Source organism: Candidatus Yanofskybacteria bacterium, assembly GCA_016181175.1.
Lineage (GTDB): Bacteria > Patescibacteriota > Minisyncoccia > 2-02-FULL-40-12 > IGHO2-01-FULL-4-A > 2-01-FULL-44-17.
Window position 1 is genome coordinate 107,525 of record JACOZV010000003.1, and the last position, 18,856, is coordinate 126,380.

The window sequence follows — 18,856 nt, forward strand, 5'->3', positions numbered from 1 at the left end:
ACACATGATCCCAAATCCCTATCCAGGAATTTTCATTGTTTTTGAGGGTATAGATGGCTGCGGCAAGACGGCTCAACTCAATAAGGTTTTTGGCTGGACGCAAACTCTGGGTATTCTCAAACATCACGACAAAGTAAAAGCCAAAGAGCCGGGCAAAGAAAGAGATTTCGGCAAAAAAATCTATGAGGATTTGGCCAATAAAAAACCAACCGCCTTACACAAGGCAAACCCGCACGGCTTTCAAACTTGGTACGCCTCGGATAGTAAGGAAAACCTGCGGCAACATATAATTCCCGCGTTAAAGAACGGCTCAATCGTTTTGTGCGATAGGTTTAGGCCGTCAATGGTTTACGGGGCTCAAGTGCTAGGTGAGATATCAGAACTAATGACCATGAATCAGCAAATAATCGGCGAGGATTTTTTATGGCCTGATTTAATTTTGATTTTTGATCTTGCCGTAAATATCGCAATTAAGCGTCTCAAGGAAAAAAACAGGGATCTTGATGAGCATGAAAAATCTGATGTTTTAAGTAGGGTCAGTATGAATTACCGACATTTTGCCAAGTACCCAAACTGCCAAATTGTAAATGCCGAACAAACAGAAGAACAAGTTTTTGAAAAAGTAAAAAAACTAATTTTGCCTGTTATTGAATCTGGGAGGGAAGATGAGTCTTGAACAGTTAAAACAAGGTTTCACGCCAAAAAGAACTTTTTCTTGTAATCATACGAAAATTGAGGTTGATGGTGTTTTTGTAAGAATATCAGACGAAGAAGAACACGATTGGTTAATAGACCGAGAAAAAGGCACCATAACTTTGCCGACAGAGGATATACTGCAAGACCCCAGCGTTGTAAGGAGTGCTAGAGTTTCTACGGGCAGAGATACGAAAGCAGTTGATGAAAAAGCTACCGGCATGATTAATTCTCTTTGGCAAAATAAGCATGCCACTCCATTTGAAGGCGGGGTACACTTCCGTCTTAAAATAACCACTCCAATTATGTACGCCCAGCCATTCTTCAGAATTTTTGCTTCTCATAATGAATTTTCCGGCAGATATTCTAAAATAGACGGCCAATATTACACGCCTAATACCTTGGGAGAAGAGGAACTCAAAGAATTCCAACAAGCCGAGGCCGAAGCTCAAGAACTTTATCGCAAATTTAGCAATCTACCCCCCGACGGATTCGGCATAGCCAACGAAATGGCAAGGTTGGTTCATTTGTACCGCTTTTATACTAAATTCTACATGACCATCTCGCTTAGGCATGTTATGGAGTTTCTAACTTGGGAAAATTTCCAAGGAAACCGTTACGTTGAGACTGAATTTGACGAAATTAAATCTTTACTCCATCAAATACTTGAAACTTGGACCCCGTGGTCTTCTGAATCGCTTAAAAAAACTCCAAACAACATCAACTTTTACTGGACAAAAGAACTTGCCGACAGATTTAGAAATCCTTGGCAACTGCCATTTTTAGAAATTGATAAGTTTTTGGACAAAGGCGAGATACGTCTCTTGGAAACATACGGAAAAGAAAATTTAATGTTTGCGTGTCTGGACGATTTTCCAAATCCCTTACGTGGTTTTGGCCACGGTGGTATGACATTTTTGATGAGAATACCTATACATGTATTCAGACAGTGGGTACGCCATCGTTTCGGAACAACTACCGAATTGGGGTTTCACTTTGACGATGTTGTGGAAAATAATCTTTTTTATATCCCGACCCGTTTCAGAAAACAAGTTGGCAAACCAATGCAATACCAATTTGAGGAGTGCAACGACGAAGAAAACGAAAAAATCAGGCAGGAATTTATTAACCACACAAAAAGAGCATGTGCAAGATATGTGAGGATGAGGGAAAATTCTGTGCCTGACAGTTTGGCAGGAATGATTTTGCCCTACTGTTTCTATGTCCCTGTTGTAATAACATATCCGGTTGAGGCCTTGATTAACTTCCTGTCTCTACGATTAGATATCCACGCTCAAGCTGAAATCCGTGAACCGGCAAAGATAATCTTAGAAATGTTCCGCAAATATTTTCCGGAGGTTGCCTTCCAATCTCACAATATATACTTACCAAAATAATTTAATCTATAAAGCCCACCTGGGCTTTTTTATTTGGAAAAATCATGATAAATTTTGTTTATGCCCTATGAACCAACTATCGGTCTGGAAATACACGTAGAACTGAAAACCAAAACTAAAATGTTTTGTGATTCACTGAATGATCCGGATGAGAAACATCCTAATTTAAACATATGCCCGGTCTGCATGGGACATCCCGGCACGCTTCCGGTCGCCAATCGGGAGGCAATACAAAAACTTATAAAAGTCGGGCTGGCGCTTAATTGCCAAGTTTCTGAATTTTCCAAGTTTGATCGCAAAAATTACTTTTACCCCGACCTGCCCAAAGGTTATCAGATTTCACAATATGATTTGCCGCTATGCAAAGACGGGTATTTAGAAACAGGGGATCGCAAGATTAGAATTGAACGTATACATATTGAGGAAGACACAGGACGCTTACAGCATTCGTTGGATGGCAAGCACACCTTAGTTGATTTTAACCGTGCCGGAGTGCCACTAATGGAACTAGTAACCCACCACGATATTAAATCCGGCGAAGAAATAGAAAAATTCGCCAAAGAGTTGCGTTTGGTTTTGCGATATCTGGACGCATCGGATGCTGATATGGAAAAGGGACAAATGCGTGTTGAGGTTAATGTATCGGTTAAACCCGTAAATTCAGAAAAACTAGGTACCAAAGTAGAATTAAAGAATATCAACTCAATCAAAGCAGCAGCGGCGGCCACGAACTATGAGATAACAAGGCAATCAGAAATACTTGAATCCGGCGGTAATGTGGTCCAGGAAACCCGCGGCTGGGACGAAAATAGCGGCAAAACATTTAGCCAGCGGCTCAAAGAAGGTTCTGCCGACTATCGTTATTTTCCTGAACCTGATTTACCACCGTTAAGATTCGGCGAAAATGAAATTGAAGAAATACGTCTTGGCTTGCCGGAACTTCCAACCCAAAGACGCATAAGATTCAAAGGATATGGCCTGACCGATGCCCAAATTGAAGTTTTTACAATTGCCAAGCACCTTGGAGATTATTACGAGAAAGTGGCAAGCGAATTAGATATCGCGGCAAAAGATAAACATATGGCCAAGGGCTTAAAAGATGATTTTCCAATCGGAGAGAGCCACCTACCAGCTAAACTTCACGCACTCTCCGCCAACTATATTATTACCGAATTTCCGCCAATTTTCGAAATGCGGGGCTTGGAAATAGATGAAATTGAAGGCATAAAAATTGAGCCGGAAGCATTTGCCGAATTGATGGTTTTGGTTTTTCACGAAAAATTATCGTCAACCGGAGCCAAGACAGTGCTCAAAAAAATGGCTGAAACCGGTTTGCACCCGGAACAAATAGTGAGGGAGTCGGGTCTGGAACAAATATCTGATTCCGGTGAATTGGAAGTGGCGGTGGATGAAGTTATTGCAAAAAATGCTAAAGCATTAGAAGATTACAAAAAGGGCAAGGTCGAATCCCTAAAATATTTAGTTGGTCAGGTAATGGCGGTAACCCACGGTAAAGCCAATCCGCAAGTTGTCGGTCAAATACTTGAACAAAAATTAAAAACTCATTAATCTCTTCTACTTCCGGCTCCGCGCGTGTGTTTTGCTCGTCATGGAAGGTTACAATCTGTGGCGGGGACCCATCCGTAAGGATGGGACGCCACAATAAGATTGGAATCCCTGTTGGCCCTTCGGGACAGGCGCAAAACGCACGCGCCTCCGCCGGTAAACCCGTTTCACTAGCGCTTAGTCTTAGCAATTTGCTAGCGATAAAAACCGCCGATTGGTATCGGCTTGTAGTTCATAAAAACACAACACCTAAAGAGATTGATTCGTTTAAAAAATGTTTAAAAAACTTTTTGCAAAATTAGTTGGTCTGGAGAACTAGCCAAAATCCAAAGCAGAAACCGGACAAGAAAAATTTAACCGTACCGAAGCAGAAGAAAGAAGATTGGCCGAGGAACGCCGACAGGCAAATCTAAGAAGAATGGATGAAGAACAAAGAAAAAAAGGCGAAGACCTAACGGAAGAATTAGAAAAACAACAAGAGGGTGGTTCAAACTAAGACAAAATAAATTTAGAGATGGCTCTCAAAACTTTTTTCTTTGCCATTTTTTGATTAGCACCGTTAGAAGTCTCACTCGCGCCTTTGGCGCGAGTCTGAAGGACCTCAGCGAGGCTACTTCTAACGGGCTTAAAATCAAACCACAAAATAGCAGGGTCTTTTCGGAACCACGTCATTTGGCGCCTCGCATAATGCCAGGTGTTTTTGTTAATTAAATCTTCGGCTTCTTTTAGATTAATTTTACCTCTCAAGAAATCTATTATTTCCCTATAACCAATGGCCTCAAAAGCTTTGGGCTTGTAGCCGTATTTTTTAACAAGTTTTTTAACTTCTTCAACCAGGCCGTTTTTTATCATCTGCGCCGTTCGTTTTTGTATTTTCTCTTTTAATGTTTCTGGTAGTATCTTAAGCCCGATCTGCAAAAAATCAAAAAGAGGCGGCCCGCTTTTTCTTTGAGATGAAAACGGCTGACCAGTCAGAATGGCAACCTCCATGGCACGTATAACACGGCGCGGGTTGTTAGGGTCAACAATATAGGCTGACTCCGGGTCCAGTTCAACTAATTTTTTAAAAACATACTTTAATCCTTTGGTTTTTATTTCTTTTTCCAGTTTAGCGCGAAGTTTTTTGTTTTCTTCTACTTCCGGAAAATCTAAATTGTTCACCATGGCCGAAACATACAAACCGGTACCCCCAACTATAATGGGCAGTTTTCCGATCTTTAATATTTTTCTTATCGCCACCAGCGCGTCTTTCTTATACTGACCAACTGAATAATCCTGCCTTGGATTTTTTATATTTATTAAATGGTGTTTTATTTTTTTTAACTCTTCCTTGGTTGGTTTGGCTGTTCCTATATCCATGCCACGATAAATCTGCCGCGAATCGGCAGAGACAATTTCACCATTAAATTTTTTAGCTATTTTCAAAGACAAAGCCGTTTTGCCGGAAGCGGTTGTCCCCACGATAACTATAACCTTGGGCAATTTGTTTTTCATGGTCATTTGGAGTTAGTATATGGCAAAGTAGTATTTTTACAACAAGGAGAAAACTTGAAAAAATGGCTGAAGTTTTTGCCCTTTTTGGGCATCCCAATAGTGCGGATCATTGAAGTTGATATGGTGGTAATTCCCGCTCTTCGTCACTACTTTTCTTTTTGGACAACCGTAGCCCTTGCTTCTACTGTGGCAACTCTCGAGCTTATCTACATATATTTCATAGTGGGCAGATTCGAGGTACTAGCTCAAGAAGCAGCCAAGAAGATAGCACGGAAAGTCAACAAAGATGATCCGGAATTTGCTCACCAAGTTATCACCGACTCTAAAAGCCTTTTATCAAAAGCCAAATGCTTAGCAGAAAAACTTTATGACTACACGATAAATAAGTACGGCCGATTAGTCGAGTTGGCAAAAAATACTATATTCCCACTCCTAAAACGCGGCGGATACATTGCTATTTTTTTTATTGGAATAATACCTGAACCTGGATTTCGCGTCGGCGGAGCAATTTTTTGCCAGATCATTAACTCACGAAAAAGTCTTATTGCCTTGCTTATGGGCAACATCGTCAAGACCATAGGCATGGTAAAATTTTGGGAACTTCTCAGATTTATGCCATTTTGGTTAAGGCTTTTAATTATCTTGGGGTCTTTACTCATATTTGCACTTTTGGCAAAATTTTTCATTAAGAAAAAACCTCCCGAATAGGAGGCTTTTTTTATGCTTTTTCTTTTATTTCCTTTTTGAGTTTCTCAACAAACTCATTCAACTTTATCTGACCAATATCACCTTTGCCGCGCTCACGTATGGCGACAGAATCTGCTTGAACTTCCTTTTCACCAATTACCGCAATATAAGGTATCTTCTGCAATTCCGCCTCGCGGATTTTTTTACCAATGGTTTCATTTTGGTTATACCACTCCACCCGGATACCTTCGGCTTTTAATTTTTCCACGATTTCTCCCGCATATCCCAACTGTTCATCATTTATATTCGCCACCGCCACCTGGACAGGGGATAGCCAGAGCGGAAGCTTGCCTTCAGCATGCTCCAGGAGGACACCGATAAATCTTTCGAACGAACCGAATATCGCCCTATGTATCACCCAGGGCAATTTACGCTCGCCTTTTTCATCAGTGTAATGTGTCTCAAACTGTTTTGGCAGCATTACCAAGTCTAACTGCGCTGTTCCCATCTGCCAGTCACGTCCTTGAGAATCATTGAGATGTACCTCAATCTTTGGCCCGTAAAAAGCACCCTCGCCTTCAGCAAAAGCAAAATCAACATTGGAAGCCGAAAGCGCATCCTTTAGAGCGTTTTCTGCCTTGTTCCATTCCTCTTTGTCTCCCAATGCTTTTTCCGGTCGAGTGGCCAAAGTGAAGCTGGTTTTAAAATCAAACATGCCGTAAAAATCAATTATGGTTTTAAGAATTTTACTAACTTCGGCTTCAACCTGTTCCGGCGTGAGATAAATATGGGCATCATCCATTGTAATCTGCCTGACACGGAAAAGCCCGCCCAAAGTTCCTGATAGTTCATTTCGGTGCAGTCTGCCTATTTCAGCCAGTCTCAATGGTAATTCGCGGTAACTTCTGACTTTGGAGTTAAAAACATACGTTGATTCGGGACAATTCATCGGCTTTATAACTACGTGTTCAGCCTCATCGCGTGGGTTGTCAAAATAAAACATGTTTTCTCGGAAATGTTCCCAGTGGCCTGATTTTTCAAAAACCTCGCGCTTTACAATTATGGGCGTGGATATTTCCTGATAGCCGTCGCGGTCGTTTATCTCGCGCGCCACTCGCTCAAGCTCGCGGAAAATAATCATGCCCTTGGGATGCCAAAACGGCGCCCCAGGCGCGATTTCATGGAAACTAAAAAGATCCAGTTGTTGGCCTATGTCTCGGTGGTCGGTCAATTTAATTTCGTCAGACATAGTAAAAATTTTATCACCGTTTTTCAAAAATTACAAACTTAATTAGCTAAAAATTATCGCTCGCCATTATACCTCCTATCACCATTTGCAACCCCAGCGAGGTTGCTGCATTCCGTCAAAAGAGTGGATTTTGCTCGCAGTGCTTTACTATTATACTGCTCGCAAACCGTGCAATCCACTCTTTTGACGGTGCTATGAGGCATACTGGCCTCGCTCTAATTTTTAACAGAAATTCATTATCGGAGTGATAAAAACGCCGATTGGTATCGGCTTGGGGTTTGTAATTTTTGAAAATCAACCCTATTGACTTTTACCACAAAAGTATGCTAGTCTTGTTTTAGAGGGGGTGAGGTATGGCAAAATCAAAATGTTGTTCTTTGGCAAATGAGAAAAGTCCACTTCCCGAGGCTGGTTCTGGTGTCGACAAGGTTCGAGTCGGTGGTTCATCGGAACAACTTCAACACACACTGGATGCCCACGACCTTAGTACGGGTGTAGCAGACTGTGGTTGCGTTGTTATGGACTACCAATTCTACCCCTGCCAGAAGCATGGTGGACCGGAGTAATTCCGAGTACCTTAACTGGACTCGCGAGAACAAGAATCCGATTTGTTCCGACACTCGCCTTGCAGTGGCAACACTGCAAGGCATTTTTTTATTTTACAAAATATGCTACTATGCCGAAAGTTGTTTAATAAGGAGCCATCACGATGACAGTAGCAAAATTGAACTTGACAAAAATTGAAGCCATTCTAAAGAAAAAACAGTCAGAAATTCAATTACTTGAACAAAATGTGGCAAAACTATCTAAGCAAACGTCAGAACTTAAACAACAATTGGCTGGCTTGGAATCAAAAAAATATTCATTAGAGTTAGACGCCCAATCACTGATACAAGCGGCGATAGTAAGCCGAGGAGCGGAACAGGATGTTCTAAAATCCAGAAACGAATTGATTAACCTACTGAAAGAAGTTGTAAGAGAAGATATAACAATCGCCAGGCAAAAAGAATTAAGAGTTATTATTGATGCCAAAAAATTCGCATTGCAACAAAAATGCGACCATAGATTCGTAATGGAAGAATCCGGCTACATCGGATCCTATAGTAATGATTACGAAGATGCTTTTCATGGTCACCGACTTTGTGTGGTCTGTAATTTTAGGGAAAGTGAAACCAGAATTTGCCAAAAGGATTATAAGAAATTGAATGCTGATATTCATCGTTTGATTACACCCTCCCACAGCAGATTATCCAAAATAACAAAAGAAATCTGGCAACCGCTTGAACCTATATTAGAAGAATTCCTCAATACTAGGGTATTTAAAATCCTAGAAGCATAGAGAATAAATTAGCAACACGCCAATAAAACCGCCTAAAGCGGTTTTTTAAAATATTAAAACTGCAAATTATAAAATAAGTGCTAATTCAGCATCGCTATTGGACGCACTGTATCGCAAAGAATTTTGGGTATGCCGTCGCGGTCGTTGAGTTTGCCGCTAATAACCACGACTTTGTTTTCAGCAAACGCTTCGGGATTGGCTTCAAGAACGTTGGGAAATACTACCGTCTCAATTTTGCCGGTCATATCTTCAATCCAAGAGAAAATCATCGGCTTGCCTTGCTTGGTAACAATCTTTTGGATTTTAGTAACCATTCCACCAATTTTAATTTGCCCGCCATTACGACCACTTGATATATTTTTAATCTGCGTAAGTCCCTTTTCAAAATCAAGCTGTTGCTGATAATCCTTAAGCGGATGATCGGAAATGAAAAGGCCAAGCAGTTCTTTTTCCCACATAAGTTTCTCGGCACGGCTTGCGGGTTCAACTGACGCCAAACGAAGCGACGGCAAGGTAACTTCGGTATCTGGCCCGTCAAACAAACTAATTTGTCCGGAAAATTGAGCCTTGGTGCTTTCACGCGAATAATACAAAAGCTGTTCTATATTAGCAAACAAGGTAGCTCGCTCGCCAAATTCATCCGTAGCTCCACACTTTATCAAACTCTCCAGTGACTTTTTGTTCAAATCCTTATTACGCACTCTGGTTACAAAATTTTCTATATTGAGAAAGATGCCGTTGGCGTTCCTCTCAGCTATTACTGCGTCCGCGACCCCTTCGCCGAAATTTTTGATTGTCAAAAGTCCAAAACGTATCTGATCTTTATTGGAACCGCTTTGGTCTTTGATGAGAGTAAAATCTTTGAGGGAACTGTTAATATCTGGGGGCAAAACAGGAATTTCCATTCGCTGGCATTCTGTTATTACTGCGGCAATCTTCTCCATATCGCCGGATTCGGCAGTCAATACGGCACACATGTATTCGGCGGGGAAGTGGGCTTTCATATACGCCGTCTGATAAGCAACCCGACCATAGCAGGCAGCATGTGCCTTGTTAAAACCATAACCTTGAAACGGTTCAAACAGGTTCCATATCTGTTCCGCCTGCTGTTTGGCAATACCACTATGGGTTTGGCAGCCCTCAACGAAAATCTGATGCTGTTTGGCCATTTCGGCCGGTATTTTTTTACCTACCGCTTTGCGGAATTTATCTACCGACTCCCAGTTATAACCGGCCAGTTCCATGGCCGTAAATAAAAGGTCGTCCTGATAAACTAAAATTCCGTAAGATTTGTCCAAAAACTTTTGGGCCTTAGGATGGAAATATTTAATCGGGCTGCGACCGTGCTTGCGGGCAATATACTCCGGAATGTTGTTAATGGGGCCGGGACGATACAAAGCAACCATGGCGTTAATATCATAAATCGTGGTTGGTTTGAGGTCCATAAGATGCTTGGTCATTCCAGAACCGTTTAACTGAAAAAGGCCTTCCGTTTCTCCTTTGGCCAACATAGAGAATGTTTTTTTGTCGTCAAAAGGAATTTTTTCAATATCAATATTGATTGCTCTGTGTTTTTCAACCAGACGGACGGCATTTTCCAAAATCGCCAAATTGCGAATGCCCAAGAAATCAAGCTTGGTAAGACCGACGCCATCCTCCCCAACAGTATACATGTCATACTGTGTAATAAGATTATCCTTGCCCTTGGGATCAAACTGAATGGGTACATATTCGGTCAACGGCCGTGGAGCAATAACCACGCCTGCGGCATGAACCGAAACATGCCGAACTGTTCCTTCAAGTTTTTCGGCAATATCTAGAATTTCAGCAACTTCCGCGTTTTGATTATAAAGATTCTTAAGCTCAGGCTCTAGCTTCATGGCGTTGTCTATGGTCATTGGAAAGCCCTGCGAACCCACGGGTATTAATTTTGCTATTCGATCGCCGAATTCATACGGCTTACCCAATGCTCGCGCAACATCACGAACAGCTCCGCGAGCCATCATAGTGCCAAATGTTCCTATCTGGGCCACTTTGTCTGAACCGTATTTTTTCTTGGCATATTCTATAACTTCCTGCCTGCGATTATCAGCAAAATCCATGTCTATATCTGGCGCGGACGGACGATATGGGTTTAGGAATCTCTCAAAAGGAAGCTGGAATTCAATTGGATTGACGTTGGTAATTCCTGAAAGATAAGCCACCAGCGAGCCGGCGACTGAACCGCGCACGGTTGTGTAGATTTTGGATTCTCGAGCAAAACGAATTAAATCGGCCACCACCAAAAAATATGTAGCATAGTTTTTATTTTTGATTATATCCAACTCAAAACAACGGCGTTTTTCAATCTCGGGGCTATTTTGAAGACCATGTTCCTGAATTCCACCAACTGTTAGTTCGTCCAGCATCTGGTCGGCGGTTTTGCCCGGTTCAAGTTCAAAATTGGGAAAAATAAATTTGCCCAAAGTCAGTTCCACGTTGCACCTGTCGGCAATTTTTTGTGTATTTTCCAAAGCTTCGGGAATCTCGGCAAATTTTTCCGCCATCTTGTCCGGAGGTAAAAGCGAGAAATCGTCATTTCGCATGGTCAAACGATCTTTGTCACCAACTTCGTTGCCCGTTTGCACCGCAAGTAAAACATCTTGAGCACGGGCATCTTCACTGCGAAGATAGTGTGAATCCTGGGTAGCAACCAACGGAATACCAGTTTCCCGCGCCAGTTCAATGAGTTTCTTGCTGACCAAGCCCTGCTCTTCAAGATTAGGATGCTGTTGAACTTCAATAAAAAAATTGCCGCGGCCAAAAATTTCCTCATACTCCTGGGCTGTCTTTTTTGCTTTGTCATACTGGTTTGAAAGAAGCGCGCGTGAAACCTCGCCGCCAAGGCAAGCCGAGAGAGCAATAAGTCCTTCGCTATATCGCCGCAAAAGATTTTTGTCCACGCGAGGCTTATAATAAAAACCCTCCAGATGAGCTGCCGTAACAAGTTTAATCAGATTTTGGTAGCCGGCATTATTCTCGGCAAGAAGCACCAGGTGAAAATAATTGCCGTTGCTTTTACCGGAACCGCCTGACGGCCGTTTGTCATACATATTTTCTGTCACGTACATTTCACAGCCGATAATCGGCTTGATGCCGGCCTTCTTTGCTTTCTGATAAAATTCTATGACTCCATACATTGAGCCGTGGTCAGTGATGGCCACAGAATCCATACCCAATTCTTTCACTCGCGCCACAAGCTCATTAATCTGCGTCAAACCATCAAGCAGTGAGTAGTGGGTGTGGGTATGCAAATGGCAAAATTTTGTTGCACTGTTTTCCATAAAATAAAAAATTCCTGTCTAGGAATTCTTGTCAGCCGTAATTTCCAATAAGGTTCTCATAAACTAATTTTACCACCCATTCAAATTGCAACAACCCCACTACTTTGTGGACAACTCCACAAAAACTTGACAAATTTAGTTTGCCTTGCTAGTGTGTGGGTATCATTTGGTTCTTTATCAGAAAGGTATTTTGGTATGATTAGGGTAACGGGTCTAGCTTTGGCATTGTTTAGTTCTGTTATAGAACTGTTCCATTCCAGAATGGCAAATCATTATTTTGATGCCGATTTAACTCATATTTTATTGGCCGCTTTTTTAATTTTTGGTTTGGAATATTATTATTTGGGAGTTATCGTGAGAGAGGGTGAATATTAATAAAACTGTTTCTAGTTTAATAGCGGCAATAACCGCTATTTATTTTTTACAAAAAATTACAAAGTGATGGAGCGGGCTATATTGCCTTTTGGGACTTCTGCGTTTCCCGCCAGCACGGTTTTGTCATAGGCCTTGTGCCTTGACAAATGGCGGGAAGAGCAAAAGATGAGCCGAGCTCGCTGGAAGCGACGTTTGTAATTTTTTGAAAATTATTATAAACTAAACCTCAAATGGGCCCCGTAGTGAAAATTCGAACATATTATGTTCTTCGTATACGTTATACAAAGTAGAAAAAATGGTAACTTATACATTGGTTTTACGGCCGACCTCGATAAAAAATTAGAAGAACATAATCTGGGATTGAATTTATCGACAAAACCATATTGTCCATGGTTTACAATATACTATGAGGCTTGTTTGAACGAGCAAGATGCACGGAGAAGAGAAAACTATTTTAAAACTTCGCAAGGTCAAAGATTATTAAAACGTAGACTTAAAGAGTATTTTTATCATCAAAAATAGATAAAATTATTCGAATTTCTACTACGGGGTGGGAGTCCCTCGCGCACATTCTACTCGCGGCCAAAAGGGCCGCCGACGCAGCCACTTGGCCCTTACAAAAATCGGGTTAGTTTCATGTTCGCATTGTCATAAACCAAAGCTGAGCCACCGAGTATGTAAATCCTGCGGTTTTTACGGAGAAAAAGAAGTGATTAACGTTTTGGCAAGGGAGCTAAAGAAAAAAGAAAGGAATCGCAAGGCTCAAAAATAATTTTATAATTTTTAATTTTATAATTTTATAAATAATTTCTGATGTTTAAAAATTAAAACATTAAGATTTATTTAAAAATTAAAAATTGGAAATTAAAAATTAATCCTGATGGCCAGTAGACATCTATCAAGAAGTGTCGCCATGCAATCGCTCTATGAGTGGGACTTTAAGGGCAGTAAAAATGAACTGCTACAGGAAATAGTGGAACATAACATCAAAGAATTTGCTCCCGGAATTGAAGAAACTCAATTCATACGCGACTTAGTGGACGGCACACTAGCCAAAATTAAAGAGATAGACAAAATTATAGAAAAGGCTGCTCCTCAATGGCCGATTAATCAAATTGCCATGGTTGACCGTGCGGTTCTGCGATTGGGCATATATGAATTGCTGTTTGGTAAACGTGATGAGGTTCCACCCAAAGTGGCAATCAATGAATCAATAGAACTTGCCAAAAGTTTTGGCGGTGATGCTTCCGGTAAATTTGTAAATGGCGTGCTGGGTACGATTTATAGGGAAATAGGGGAACCGGGGAAAGAACACATAAAATCGTCTGAAGAAAATAACGCGACAAGTGACGCGCCCGAAAAGAAGGAGGAAGAACAAACAGAAATTGTTCCAGAAAATTAAAATATAATCAGCCTTGTAGCCATAGGGCCTTAAAGCGATATAAGCTTTGGGACTTTACGGCTTTACGGCTTTTAAAGCTTTATGGTTTTAGAAATCGATAAACTCCAGGAGCTTGAAGACAAAATTGCAATTAAATTTAAGAATCAGGATTTCCTGCTTCAAGCGCTAACTCACCGCTCATATATAAACGAAAATCCGAAGTGGCATCTTGACCACAACGAACGTCTGGAATTCTTGGGAGACGCGGTTTTAGAATTGGTAGTTACGGAATATCTCTACAACAACTACCCGAATCCGGAGGGAGAATTAACTAATTGGCGGGCGGCATTAGTTAATTCAGTTATGCTGGCCAAAATTTCAAGCAAGTTTGATCTCAACAACTACGTCCTGCTTTCTCGCGGAGAAGCCCGCGATACCGGCCGGGCTCGCCAGTATATACTTGCTAATGCGGTTGAGGCGGTCATCGGAGCAATATACATGGATCAAGGGTATGAAGCTTGCGACAAATTTATAAAAAAATTCATATTGGATGAATTGAAGAACGTACTTGAAAGCGGATCTTACAAAGATTACAAGAGCTTGTTTCAGGAACAGGCGCAGGAACGCGCAGGGGTTACGCCGACATACGAGGTCATAAAAGAATGGGGACCAGATCATGCCAAACACTTTCATATCGGTGTTTATCTTGAAAAAGAGCTGATCGGTGAAGGCGTCGGGCCTTCCAAACAGGACGCCCAGCAAGCTGCCGCGGAATCGGCACTCAAGAATAAGGGATGGTGAGTATTTGCTGAGATAGTCTTACTCAAAAATTACAAACTTGATTAGTGAACGAGTCTATCTACCGGCTACGCGGACCCTTTTTGTTCAATCCACCCGATTACGGGATTTTTCACAAAAAGTGTCCACCTCCGCCGGTAAACACGTCGGGCTAGTACTCTTCTTATCAATTTACGAACGATAAAAACCGCTGATTGGTATCGGCTTGGGGTTTGTAATTTTTGAAAATAAAAAGGTCTTTATTCAGACCTTGTTTTACTACTAGCATTATTCATTTCCCAAAGGAATGTATCTTGCATTGACGGGTGGAAATTACAATTCAAACAATACGAACCGCCACCCTCTGTTACACTAAGCGGTTTTTTGCACTCTGCACAACATAAGATATGGGTAATTAAATTGTCCTGCTTGGGAAATTTTGCATACTTACATTTAGGACAAAAAATTATTCTATTATTCCCCATCTGCAATCTGGTGCCACAAATAGTGTGGTATAAAATTATTATGGAATTTTCCTTTTTGTGAGTTATGAGCACGCCTCACCTCCATCCTATTGTTAAAGATCACCCAATGCTAACAAAAAAATTACCCAGCATCAATCCTTGCTTGATTAGATAAAAACAAAATGCTATTATCGTCCCAATGCTAAAAATACGATTACAACGCATAGGAAAGCGGGGACAGGCCTATTTCAAGCTTATTGTCACCGAACACACCCAAAAACCCAAAGGCCAGTACCTTGAACTTTTAGGTTCGTACGATCCACACAAAAATGAGATGAACGTGGACACAGAAAAAGTTAAACATTGGCTCTCTCAAGGTGCAAAAATGTCCGAAACGGTTAACAACTTATTGGTTGGCAAAGGCGTCATACAAGGAGAAAAGGTAACAGTTTGGAAACCCAAAAATAAAAAGGGTGGGGAAGCTACCGGAGCTGGAGAAACCAAGCCAGCAAGCACTCCGAAACAACAAGTTGAAATGAAACCAAAAACAGAAGAGCCAAAAGAAGAAATTAAGGCAGAAGAAACAGCACAAGCTCAAACCGAAACATCCGTCCAATCCAACCCATAAGTTAATTGACAAAGGATATATATTTTGTTATAATGTTAATAATAAATAGCTGGTGTCGATCCAGTGATAGTAATGGTTGCAGAGAAAGCGGCTTAGTCTGGCAAATCGCTAAGATTTGAAAGGCTGATTCCTTTAACTGCTCATGTTAGAAGAAATGGCAAATTTTGCAGACCGAGAGTTTGTTGAATATATCATCAAACAGATAGTCAACAAGCCCGACGAAGTGGACGTTACGAGGAAGGTCGATGAAATGGGAGTTCTGATAGAAGTTAAGGTCAACCCAGAAGATATGGGTTTACTGATCGGCAGAGCGGGATCAACCGCAAAAGCAATCAGAACACTAGCCAGAATAATCGGCATGCGCAACAACGCTCGTGTTAACTTGAGAATAGTTGAGCCGGAAGGCAGCACTCGAGCTCCTCGCGCTGAAAAAGCAAGAAATGTTGAGGATGTGGTAAGCGACTTGGGAATGTGAACCAAATAATTATAAAATCAAAACCCCGCTTTAGCGGGGTTTTGATTTGACAAAATAAGATAATTATATAAAATACAGCTAGATCTTAATACCAGAGGGAAGAACGATATGGCAACAAGGACTGTTAAAAAAATTGAGCGTGAAATCGCTATTTTAAAAGATAAAATTGCCAATCTCGTAGACAGGTTAGAGAAAATACAATCCAAATGTTCTCATCAATACGAAAGGCGAAAAATTAGTAATACTATGGAAACATGTGATCGGTGTCATGAAGAAATTATGATTCCGCCCACTACTTCCAGATTTCCAATCGGCGCTCACAATTGGTAACGGTTCGCACAGCGAACCTTTTTTTATGCGATTCGATATCATTACAATTTTTCCCAAGATTTTTGATGGCTTTTTAAATGAGTCTCTTTTGGCACGGGCACAAAAAAAGGGAATTATAAAAATCAACGTGCACAATCTGCGCAAGTGGACCAAGGACAAACACCAAACCGTGGATGATAAACCCTATGGTGGCGGCGTAGGCATGGTAATGAAGGTTGAACCAATATATAAAGCCGTCGAAACCCTAAGGAAATCCTTCCGCTTGAAAGCGTCAGGATCTCGGCCCAAGGCCTCGAAAACCAGAGTGATTCTTTTTTCTCCACGAGGAAAAAGGTTTGATCAAAAAACTGTCAAACGGTTGGCAAAATATGAAAATTTAATTTTGATATGCGGACGCTATGAAGGCGTGGATGAAAGGGTGGCACAATATGTGGCCGACGAGGTCATATCAATAGGAGATTATGTATTAAATGGTGGCGAAGTGGCGGCCATGGCCGTGATTGAAACTGTATCGCGTATGATACCGGCCTTTATCGCCAAACAGGAGTCAGCACAAAAATTTGATCATGCACAATATACTCGTCCTGAAGTTTTTGAGTTAGGAAAGAAAAAAATAGCCGTTCCCAAAGTTCTACTTTCCGGAGATCATGAAAAAATTGCGGAATGGCGAAATAAACATTCAAAAACTCAATAATCACCCGCTAACATGTATTGACTTGCTTTTTAATATGGCTATACTATACTTATCTAAAATGATTTAACATAAAATCTAAAAGGAAATAAGCTTTCTACAGCTGGGATTGCTCCGCTACGCGAGGCAATCCCAGCTGTTATTGTAGGGACCTTGATAACTAAATATCTGCTTGGTTTGCCAACTGGCGAACAAGCAGAAAACGATAAGAACGTGTTCGCGTAAAATAAATGCTTCGCATTTATCACGCGACTCACTTCAAGTGGCCTGCCACGTGGTGGCGAAGCCACTTTACGTGGTTTCTTATCGTTAACCAGATTAAGCCCGTTAGAGGCAGGATGCCCTTGGCATCCGCAGACTCTAATCGGGCAAAATAGTTTGAGATTCGTCTCATTCTATTCCTAAGAGTAGTTATTAAACCTTGCCATTTTTGGCAAGAGAGCAGATAAACTCTTTTTTAAGAGAGTTTGATCCTGGCTCAGGATGAACGCTGGCGGCGTGGATAAGGCATGCAAGTCGAGCGATCTATTTCCCGCAAGGGAGATGGGTAGCGGCGAACGAGTTAGTAATACCTTGGTACGTACCCCGAAGTCGGGCATAGCTCACCGAAAGGTGAGGTAATTCCCGATAGTATGGAAACATTAAAGGAGCAATCCACTTTGGGAGCGGCCTAGGTCCTATCAGCTTGTTGGTGAGGTAACGGCTCACCAAGGCTATGACGGGTAGGGGGTGTGAGAGCACGGCCCCCAACGACGAGACTGAGACACGGCTCGTACACCTACGGGTGGCAGCAGTCGAGAATATTCGACAATGGGCCGCAGAGCTTCTCCAGTAATGGAGAATAGAAAATTCAGCTTATATGCTGAAACATTTCTTGCTGTCCGCTGAAGTCCCATTTTTTACAATAAAAAAGTGGGCGCGGCAAGAAACAATCAGCAGGGAAGTTGTTATAATTAAGGTAATATGGATAGTATTTCCAAACAGCAAAAATCAATTATCATAGGAACTTTATTGGGCGATGGCTACATATACAAAGATAAATATGGGGGCTGTCGTTTAGAGATAAAACATTCAGATAAACAACGAGATTATGTTTTTTGGCTCCATCAAACATTAAAAAGTATTTGCCCGGGTGAACCAAAACAGAGGAAAGATAACCAGCAATGGAAATTCAATACCGAATCTAATGATAACATTAAATGTCTCGGAAATACTAATTGATCCTTTGAGTTTAGCAATTTGGTATATGGATGATGGGAGTTTAGATTTTAGACCAAAAAGTCATTATGCTTTTAGTTTAAAAACTAACTCTTTCACCTTAAAAGAATGTAATTTATTAACCAGGGTTTTAGATAAAAATTTTGGTGTAAATTCTTCTGTTCAATATCCAATTTGCAGAGGTACAAGATACCCTCAGATTTATATCGGTAAGCAAGGACGAAATCAGTTTTTAAAACTGATAGAATCACACATTATAACTTGCTTTAGATATAAACTGCCTAAATTATAATTAACCCCCCAGAGACTTAGCCATCTTTATGGCTAGATGGATGTTTTTTTAACATTCATAATACGCTGAACCCCTTCTTTAGACGAGAAGGGTGATGATATAGTCCAATATATTATAGACAATATAACTTACGTATTGTTAAAGGCCAGCAGCAGCGGTAATACAGAGACCCCAAGCGTTATCCGGAGTTACTGGGCGTAAAGCGCAAGTAGTCGGCAATTATAGTCTGATGTTAAATCTCATGGCTTAACTGTGAGGCCGCATTAGAAACGTAATTGCTTGAGCGAGTCAGAGGCAAGCGGAACGTGTGGTGTAGCGGTGAAATGCGTTGATATCACACGGAACACCAAAAGCGAAGGCAGCTTGCTAGGGCTTTGCTGACGATCAGTTGCGAAAGCGTGGGCATAAAAAAGGATTAGATACCCTTGTATTCCACGCCCTAAACGATGCAGATTAGCTATCGGGAGCATCGACCCT

Annotated in this window: 18 protein-coding genes and 1 rRNA gene; 16 read left to right on the top strand and 3 right to left on the bottom strand. The window is 41.3% G+C overall.

All coding sequences use genetic code 11. The features are described 5' to 3' along the window. The first annotated feature begins 4 nt into the window (after positions 1-4). From tmk to HYT61_03220, 4 genes are all read left to right on the top strand, one after another. Positions 5-676 carry a dTMP kinase gene (gene tmk / locus HYT61_03205; GenBank protein MBI2063216.1) on the top strand — a complete coding sequence of 224 codons (672 nt, stop codon included), beginning with the start codon at positions 5-7 and terminating at the stop codon, positions 674-676. Beyond that, a complete protein-coding gene (locus HYT61_03210; GenBank protein ID MBI2063217.1) occupies positions 666-2,090 on the top strand; it encodes an FAD-dependent thymidylate synthase in 1,425 nt (474 codons plus the stop codon). The genes tmk and HYT61_03210 overlap by 11 nt, the downstream gene beginning before the upstream one ends. Before the next feature lie 60 nt (positions 2,091-2,150). Next, positions 2,151-3,659, top strand: a complete 1,509-nt coding sequence (gene gatB / locus HYT61_03215; GenBank protein ID MBI2063218.1) for an Asp-tRNA(Asn)/Glu-tRNA(Gln) amidotransferase subunit GatB — start codon at positions 2,151-2,153, stop codon at positions 3,657-3,659. An 80-nt stretch (positions 3,660-3,739) separates the two neighbouring features. After that, positions 3,740-3,958 (top strand): hypothetical protein, encoded by a 219-nt coding sequence (locus HYT61_03220; protein MBI2063219.1) that lies wholly within the window; start codon positions 3,740-3,742, stop codon positions 3,956-3,958. A gap of 190 nt (positions 3,959-4,148) precedes the next feature. Here HYT61_03220 and miaA read toward each other — a convergent pair whose 3' ends face one another. Continuing rightward, positions 4,149-5,150 (bottom strand): tRNA (adenosine(37)-N6)-dimethylallyltransferase MiaA, encoded by a 1,002-nt coding sequence (gene miaA / locus HYT61_03225; protein ID MBI2063220.1) that lies wholly within the window; start codon positions 5,148-5,150, stop codon positions 4,149-4,151. Between the two features lie 54 nt (positions 5,151-5,204). On the opposite strand from miaA, the gene HYT61_03230 reads away from it, so the two are divergent. Next, positions 5,205-5,858: a hypothetical protein gene (locus tag HYT61_03230; protein ID MBI2063221.1), complete on the top strand. Its 654-nt coding sequence runs from the start codon at positions 5,205-5,207 to the stop codon at positions 5,856-5,858. A gap of 10 nt (positions 5,859-5,868) precedes the next feature. On the opposite strand, the gene thrS is transcribed toward HYT61_03230, so the two are convergent. Further along, a complete protein-coding gene (thrS, locus tag HYT61_03235; GenBank protein MBI2063222.1) occupies positions 5,869-7,086 on the bottom strand; it encodes a threonine--tRNA ligase in 1,218 nt (405 codons plus the stop codon). Positions 7,087-7,795: 709 nt separating this feature from the next. Between thrS and HYT61_03240 the strand changes: the two genes are divergently transcribed. Next, a complete protein-coding gene (locus tag HYT61_03240) occupies positions 7,796-8,425 on the top strand; it encodes a hypothetical protein (protein MBI2063223.1) in 630 nt (209 codons plus the stop codon). An 80-nt stretch (positions 8,426-8,505) separates the two neighbouring features. Here HYT61_03240 and HYT61_03245 read toward each other — a convergent pair whose 3' ends face one another. Beyond that, the gene (locus tag HYT61_03245; GenBank protein ID MBI2063224.1) at positions 8,506-11,748 is read right to left on the bottom strand and encodes a DNA polymerase III subunit alpha; all 3,243 of its coding nucleotides are present in this window, start codon (positions 11,746-11,748) and stop codon (positions 8,506-8,508) included. 153 nt (positions 11,749-11,901) lie between these two features. Between HYT61_03245 and HYT61_03250 the strand changes: the two genes are divergently transcribed. From HYT61_03250 to HYT61_03295, 10 genes are all read left to right on the top strand, one after another. Beyond that, positions 11,902-12,123: a hypothetical protein gene (locus HYT61_03250; GenBank protein MBI2063225.1), complete on the top strand. Its 222-nt coding sequence runs from the start codon at positions 11,902-11,904 to the stop codon at positions 12,121-12,123. Positions 12,124-12,384: 261 nt separating this feature from the next. Next, the gene (locus HYT61_03255) at positions 12,385-12,645 is read left to right on the top strand and encodes a GIY-YIG nuclease family protein (protein ID MBI2063226.1); all 261 of its coding nucleotides are present in this window, start codon (positions 12,385-12,387) and stop codon (positions 12,643-12,645) included. A 28-nt stretch (positions 12,646-12,673) separates the two neighbouring features. Continuing rightward, the gene (gene rpmF / locus HYT61_03260) at positions 12,674-12,895 is read left to right on the top strand and encodes a 50S ribosomal protein L32 (GenBank protein MBI2063227.1); all 222 of its coding nucleotides are present in this window, start codon (positions 12,674-12,676) and stop codon (positions 12,893-12,895) included. Between the two features lie 108 nt (positions 12,896-13,003). Further along, a complete protein-coding gene (gene nusB / locus HYT61_03265) occupies positions 13,004-13,525 on the top strand; it encodes a transcription antitermination factor NusB (protein MBI2063228.1) in 522 nt (173 codons plus the stop codon). 81 nt (positions 13,526-13,606) lie between these two features. After that, entirely contained in the window at positions 13,607-14,305 is a 699-nt protein-coding gene (gene rnc, locus HYT61_03270) for a ribonuclease III (GenBank protein MBI2063229.1), read from the top strand. Positions 14,306-14,944: 639 nt separating this feature from the next. Then, positions 14,945-15,373: a 30S ribosomal protein S16 gene (gene rpsP / locus HYT61_03275; GenBank protein ID MBI2063230.1), complete on the top strand. Its 429-nt coding sequence runs from the start codon at positions 14,945-14,947 to the stop codon at positions 15,371-15,373. 154 nt (positions 15,374-15,527) lie between these two features. Next, entirely contained in the window at positions 15,528-15,848 is a 321-nt protein-coding gene (locus HYT61_03280) for a KH domain-containing protein (protein MBI2063231.1), read from the top strand. Between the two features lie 108 nt (positions 15,849-15,956). Next, on the top strand, positions 15,957-16,178 hold the full coding sequence (locus HYT61_03285) for a hypothetical protein (GenBank protein MBI2063232.1): 222 nt from the start codon (positions 15,957-15,959) through the stop codon (positions 16,176-16,178). 25 nt (positions 16,179-16,203) lie between these two features. Then, positions 16,204-16,872 carry a tRNA (guanosine(37)-N1)-methyltransferase TrmD gene (gene trmD, locus HYT61_03290; protein MBI2063233.1) on the top strand — a complete coding sequence of 223 codons (669 nt, stop codon included), beginning with the start codon at positions 16,204-16,206 and terminating at the stop codon, positions 16,870-16,872. A 452-nt stretch (positions 16,873-17,324) separates the two neighbouring features. Then, positions 17,325-18,856 (top strand): 16S ribosomal RNA (locus tag HYT61_03295); the annotation flags it as partial.